The organism is Pontibacter anaerobius (genome assembly GCF_026241195.1).
Classification (GTDB): Bacteria; Bacteroidota; Bacteroidia; order Cytophagales; family Hymenobacteraceae; genus Pontibacter; species Pontibacter anaerobius.
Genome location: NZ_JAPFQO010000020.1, coordinates 1 through 5,935 on the forward strand (window position 1 = coordinate 1; position 5,935 = coordinate 5,935).

The window sequence follows — 5,935 nt, forward strand, 5'->3', positions numbered from 1 at the left end:
TCCCTGTGGGGGCGGTCCTCTTGATGGGTTGGCGGCCACCTACTCTCCCGGGTGTGACCCCAGTACCATCGGCGCACCCGGGCTTAACTGCTCTGTTCGGAATGGGAAGAGGTGCTCACCGGGGCCATAGCCACCATTGCCTTCGTGCGGTCTTGGTCGCACTTGATGCTGCTGCTATGATTGTTGCAATGCTTTGATAGACATGACAATTGGGGGAGAGACGAAGAAAGAGGTGAGAGCGGCGGGCCGGTAAGCCTGGCCGGACGCGCCCGGGCAATTAGTACCGCTCGGCTTTGCTATCTCTAGCTTTACACCTGCGGCCTATCGACGTGGTCGTCTTCCACGGCCCTTCAAGGGAGATCTCATCTTGGGGCGGGTTTCGCACTTAGATGCTTTCAGCGCTTATCCCGTCCGAGCGTAGCTACCCTGCGCTGCGGCTGGCGCCACAACAGGTCCACCAGAGGCTCGTCCAACCCGGTCCTCTCGTACTAAGGTCAGGACCCCTCAAATCTCCTACGCCCACAACAGATAGGGACCGAACTGTCTCACGACGTTCTGAACCCAGCTCGCGTGCCACTTTAATCGGCGAACAGCCGAACCCTTGGGACCTTCTCCAGCCCCAGGACGTGACGAGCCGACATCGAGGTGCCAAACCTCCCCGTCGATATGAGCTCTTGGGGGAGATCAGCCTGTTATCCCCAGAGTACCTTTTATCCTTTGAGCGATGGCCCTTCCATGCGGAACCACCGGATCACTATATCCGTCTTTCGACCCTGCTCGGCTTGTAGGCCTCACAGTCAAGCACCCTTGTGCTATTGCGCTCTGCGTACGGTTACCAAGCGTACTGAGGGTACCTTTGAAAGCCTCCGTTACTGTTTTGGAGGCGACCACCCCAGTCAAACTACCCACCAAGCACTGTCCCCCCCTGTGGGAGGTTAGGCGCCAAGCAACTCAAGGGTTGTATTTCAAGGACGGCTCCGCGATGCCTGGCGACACCGCCTCACAGCCTCCAACCTATCCTACACATGAGTTACCCAGCGTCAATGCTAAGCTATAGTAAAGGTTCATGGGGTCTTTCCGTCCCGTTGCGGGTACTCGGCATCTTCACCGAGACTACAATTTCACCGAGCTCACGGCTGAGACAGCGCCCAGATCGTTACACCATTCGTGCAGGTCGGAACTTACCCGACAAGGAATTTCGCTACCTTAGGACCGTTATAGTTACGGCCGCCGTTTACCGGGGCTTCGATTCAATGCTTCGCCTTGCGGCTAACATCCCCTCTTAACCTTCCGGCACCGGGCAGGTGTCAGGCCTTATACTTCATCTCTCGATTTCGCAAAGCCATGTGTTTTTGTTAAACAGTCGCCTGGGCCTTTTCACTGCGGCTTCTCCATCGCTGGAGGAAGCACCCCTTCTCCCGAAGTTACAGGGTCATTTTGCCGAGTTCCTTGGCCGTGATTCACTCGAGCACCTTAGGATTCTCTCCTCGACCACCTGTGTCGGTTTGCGGTACGGGCAGCCATGCAGTCAAACACTTAGCGGGTTTTCTCGGGAGCCTGGTTAGGGACACTCGCCGCCCCCGAAGGGTTGGCGTACTTTCCACTTTCAGCTAGCCTGGCGTACTTCACTACCAAGCCACTACCTACGGTGTTAAGCGCACTATTCCGTCAGTGCGCGGTCCTTTCACTTCTCCGTCACCGCATCGCTATGCATGGCCGGTGCTGGAATATTAACCAGCTGTCCATCGACCTGCGCTTTCGCCTCGGCCTTAGGACCCGACTAACCCTGATCCGATTAGCGTTGATCAGGAAACCTTGGTCTTTCGGTGTGCGGGTTTCTCGCCCGCATTATCGTTACTTATGCCTACATTTGCTTTTCCAAGCGCTCCAGCACATCTTGCCGATATGCCTTCGTCGCCCTTGGAATGCTCCCCTACCAGTGTATAAATACAATCCGCAGCTTCGGTGCTAGACTTGATGCCCGATTATTATCGATGCCCTCTCGCTCGACCAGTGAGCTGTTACGCACTCTTTAAAGGAATGGCTGCTTCCAAGCCAACCTCCTGGCTGTCTAAGCAAGTGGACCCCCTTTGTTCAACTTAGTCTAGACTTTGGGACCTTAGCTGGCGGTCTGGGTTCTTTCCCTCTCGGCCTGGGACCTTAGCACCCCAAGCCTCACTGCCGCGTATATCTGGTGGCATTCGGAGTTCGTCAGGATTCGGTAGGATGTGACTCCCCCTAGTCCTATCGGTAGCTCTACCTCCACCAGACTCCACCGCGACGCTGCCCCTAAAGGCATTTCGGGGAGTACGAGCTATTTCTCAGTTTGATTGGCCTTTCACCCCTACCCACAGGTCATCCAAATACTTTTCAACGTAAACTGGTTCGGACCTCCAACTGGTTTTACCCAGCCTTCATCCTGCCCATGGGTAGATCACAAAGTTTCGCGTCTACCCCCCCTGACTGCGCGCCCTGTTCAGACTCGCTTTCGCTGCGGCTCCGTGCCTTGAGGCACTTAACCTTGCCAGGGAGGAGTAACTCGTAGGCTCATTATGCAAAAGGCACGCCGTCACCCCACTAAGGGGCTCCGACCGCTTGTAAGCGCACGGTTTCAGGATCTGTTTCACCCCGTTATTCACGGTGCTTTTCACCTTTCCCTCACGGTACTGGTTCACTATCGGTCTCTCAGGAGTATTTAGCCTTACCGGATGGTGCCGGTGGATTCAGGCGGGATTTCTCCGGTCCCGCCCTACTCAGGGTACCGCTAGGGCCAAGCAGCTTACGCACACGGGACTATCACCCCCTATGGTCAGGCTTCCCAGCCTGTTGTGCTTCAATACTTGGTCCCACATCGCGGCCCTACAACCCCGCAGCTGCCGTAACAGCTGCGGTTTGGGCTAATCCGCGTTCGCTCGCCACTACTTGCGGAATCACTGTTGTTTTCTCTTCCTCCGGGTACTTAGATGTTTCAGTTCCCCGGGTTCGCCCCCCGTAGGGTAGTGTGTCTTCAACACACTGGGTTGCCCCATTCGGAAACCTTCGGATCAATGGGTATGTGCCCCTCCCCGAAGCTTATCGCAGCTTGTCGCGTCCTTCATCGCCTCTGAGAGCCTAGGCATCCCCCGTGCGCCCTTCTCTGCGTCTTCGGCCGGCCCCACAAGCGTGGGCCGGCCCGCCTCTCTCGCACTAGGGCCCTATTACTAGGGCCTAGTCAATTTCTTTTATCTCTCTCCCATCATGTCAAAGAACGTGTCCTTAGTTAAAGGATGTCAGTCCCGCGGTTAGGCGGTTTCCATCTGCCCTAAGTCTGGAAGCCAAAACCTGTTGTCTTGGCCTGGTACTGTAATCGGCTGTGGAGAATAACGGAGTCGAACCGTTGACCTCCTGCGTGCAAAGCAGGCGCTCTAGCCAGCTGAGCTAATCCCCCAGGTAATTCGCGGTGGGCCTGCGTGGACTCGAACCACGGACCTCTACATTATCAGTGTAGCGCTCTAACCACCTGAGCTACAAGCCCGCTTCATGGCCGGGCCTGGCCGCCCGATTGAATGCCTTTTGAGAAGGAAAGCTTGAAACAGAACATCGGATCTCAAGGATCGTCGGAGCCCGGAGGCCGTCCCTAGAAAGGAGGTGATCCAGCCGCACCTTCCGGTACGGCTACCTTGTTACGACTTAGCCCCAGTTACCAGTTTTACCCTAGACGGCTCCTTTGAGGTCACCGGCTTCAGGTCTCCCTGACTTCCATGGCTTGACGGGCGGTGTGTACAAGGCCCGGGAACGTATTCACCGCGTCGTTGCTGATACGCGATTACTAGCGATTCCGGCTTCACGGAGTCGAGTTGCAGACTCCGATCCGAACTGAGACCGGCTTTTTGAGATTGGCGCCCCATCGCTGGGTGGCAACCCTCTGTACCGGCCATTGTAGCACGTGTGTAGCCCTAGGCGTAAGGGCCATGATGACTTGACGTCGTCCCCGCCTTCCTCGCTTCTTGCGAAGGCAGTCCCTCTAGAGTCCCCGGCATGACCCGCTGGCAACTAAAGGTAGGGGTTGCGCTCGTTGCGGGACTTAACCCAACACCTCACGGCACGAGCTGACGACAGCCATGCAGCACCTTGCTTTGTGTCCCGAAGGAAGGCTCCATCTCTGGAGCTGTCACGCGCATTCTAGCCTAGGTAAGGTTCCTCGCGTATCATCGAATTAAACCACATGCTCCACCGCTTGTGCGGGCCCCCGTCAATTCCTTTGAGTTTCACCCTTGCGGGCGTACTCCCCAGGTGGATGACTTAACGCTTTCGCTTGGACGCTGACAGTGTATCGCCAACATCGAGTCATCATCGTTTACGGCGTGGACTACCAGGGTATCTAATCCTGTTCGCTCCCCACGCTTTCGTGCCTCAGCGTCAGTTTCGGCTCAGCGAGCTGCCTACGCAATCGGGGTTCTTGGCGGTATCTAAGCATTTCACCGCTACACCGCCAGTTCCGCCCGCCTTAACCGAACTCAAGCCCGCCAGTATCAACGGCAGTTCCACGGTTGAGCCGTGGGATTTCACCGCTGACTTAACGGGCCGCCTACGCACCCTTTAAACCCAATAAATCCGGACAACGCTTGCACCCTCCGTATTACCGCGGCTGCTGGCACGGAGTTAGCCGGTGCTTATTCATACGGTACCGTCAGTTACCCCCGCAGGGGCGTTTTCTTCCCGTATAAAAGCAGTTTACAACCCAGAAGGCCTTCTTCCTGCACGCGGCATGGCTGGGTCAGCCTCTCGGCCATTGCCCAATATTCCCTACTGCTGCCTCCCGTAGGAGTCTGGTCCGTGTCTCAGTACCAGTGTGGGGGACCATCCTCTCAGAACCCCTAGCCATCGTCGCCATGGTGGGCCGTTACCCCGCCATCTAGCTAATGGCACGCATGCCCATCTTCCACCGCCTCGGCTTTTACCACAATCGGATGCCCTCCTGTGGTCATATGCGGTATTAATCCGCCTTTCGGCGGGCTATCCCCCAGTGGAAGGTAGGTTGCATACGCGTTACGCACCCGTGCGCCACTAACCAAGAAACCGAAGTCTCTTGATCCGTTCGACTTGCATGTATTAGGCCTGCCGCTAGCGTTCATCCTGAGCCAGGATCAAACTCTCCATTGTAAGAAAATCTGCGATGGCCAAAAAACCATCAATGTGTCTGTCCGACCCCGGGCTCCTTTCCCCTCTCCTAGAAGAAGAGGGGAGAACCTTAAATCTTTATTTCTGTCTCAAGCAATCTCTCAAAGAACTTTACCGGAGGACTGTTTCCTCCGCTTGCCGCCTCTCAGCGCGTGTCTCTCTTGTTTCCCCTTCGGAGCCGTTCGCTCCGTGGCGGGGTGCAAAGGTCCGAAAGTCTCAACCAACTTCCAAGCGTTTTGCGATATTTTTTTTTCTTTCTTTTCTCTCGGCCTGCCGCCTCGAGCACCCCTTCCGGGGCGGGCTGCAAAGGTAAGGAACTTTCCTTAAACCGCAGCAACTTTTTCTTTCTTTTTTTTCTCCGGGCCTCCCCCGAAGGCCTCCCCCTGCGGAAGCGGATGCAAAGGTAAGAACTCTTTCGCTTTCCGCAAGCCCCCGGGGCAAGTTTTTTTTTAGAACCGGAAGCCCTCTCGAAGGCAACCTGCGGGCTGTGTTAGCGAACCCTTTCTCTTTCCGCCTCCTGCCGAAACGGGATGCAAAGGTAAGAAGAGTTTTCTTTTCCGCAACACCCGGGGTAAACTTTTTTTTTCCGGGGGCTTCCCTGGCGGCCTGGCTGCGAGCAGCACCGGCCCGCGAGCCGCACCCTGTTTCCCGTCCCTGCCGAACGGGGATGCAAAAGTAGCCAGAAGATCCGGCTTTCCAACACCCGGCCCCAAAAAAAGACGTGCCAACACCGGAAACGGCTGAGTGAGAGCGGGAAATGTTTTCAGGGCTTCGC

At 56.3% G+C, this 5,935-nt stretch carries 2 tRNA genes and 3 rRNA genes; all 5 read right to left on the reverse strand.

Annotation, left to right across the window (positions count from 1 at the left end):
* Positions 1 to 26 precede the first annotated feature (26 nt).
* The 5 genes from rrf to OO017_RS19805 all read right to left on the reverse strand — a co-directional run bounded on the left by rrf (position 27) and on the right by OO017_RS19805 (position 5,142).
* Positions 27 to 138, reverse strand: a 5S ribosomal RNA gene (gene rrf, locus OO017_RS19785).
* A gap of 119 nt (positions 139 to 257) precedes the next feature.
* A 23S ribosomal RNA gene (locus tag OO017_RS19790) occupies positions 258 to 3,148 on the reverse strand.
* A 205-nt stretch (positions 3,149 to 3,353) separates the two neighbouring features.
* A tRNA-Ala gene (locus OO017_RS19795) sits at positions 3,354 to 3,427 on the reverse strand.
* Positions 3,428 to 3,440: 13 nt separating this feature from the next.
* A tRNA-Ile gene (locus tag OO017_RS19800) sits at positions 3,441 to 3,514 on the reverse strand.
* 106 nt (positions 3,515 to 3,620) lie between these two features.
* Positions 3,621 to 5,142, reverse strand: a 16S ribosomal RNA gene (locus tag OO017_RS19805).
* The 16S, 23S and 5S rRNA genes sit together here with 2 tRNA genes alongside, the layout of an rRNA operon.
* Positions 5,143 to 5,935: the final 793 nt, after the last annotated feature.